The following is a 265-nucleotide window of genomic DNA, read 5'->3' on the forward strand; positions in this document are numbered from 1 at the left end:
TTCGAATGGCTCGCATTGCGGCAATCGATTGTAGCAAGCAACGTTGCGCGTTTCGGGGAGATTCCAGTGAAGAGTGCACGACGTGCCGCCCACGCGCCGCGGCGCGCCGCCGCAGCGCCACCGCAACCATCCGACGGCCGCGAGCAGCATCAGCCCCGCGCCGCCCGCCACCGGTTCGCGCCAGCCGAGTAACGCGGTAAACATGAATGCCCGCGGGCCGGCGAGCAGCGCGAAGCCGGCGATCGCGCCGCACAGCGCGTCGATG

General features: G+C 69.8%; 1 protein-coding gene. It reads right to left on the bottom strand.

Translation table 11 applies throughout. From position 1 onward, the window contains the following. On the bottom strand, nt 1–264 hold a 264-nt coding region (locus SB822_RS57905), incomplete at its 3' end, for a hypothetical protein (RefSeq protein WP_410859212.1). Nucleotide 265 lies beyond the last annotated feature (1 nt).

Origin of the sequence: Paraburkholderia sp. SIMBA_054 (assembly GCF_046534875.1) — a bacterium.
Lineage (GTDB): Bacteria > Pseudomonadota > Gammaproteobacteria > Burkholderiales > Burkholderiaceae > Paraburkholderia > Paraburkholderia hospita.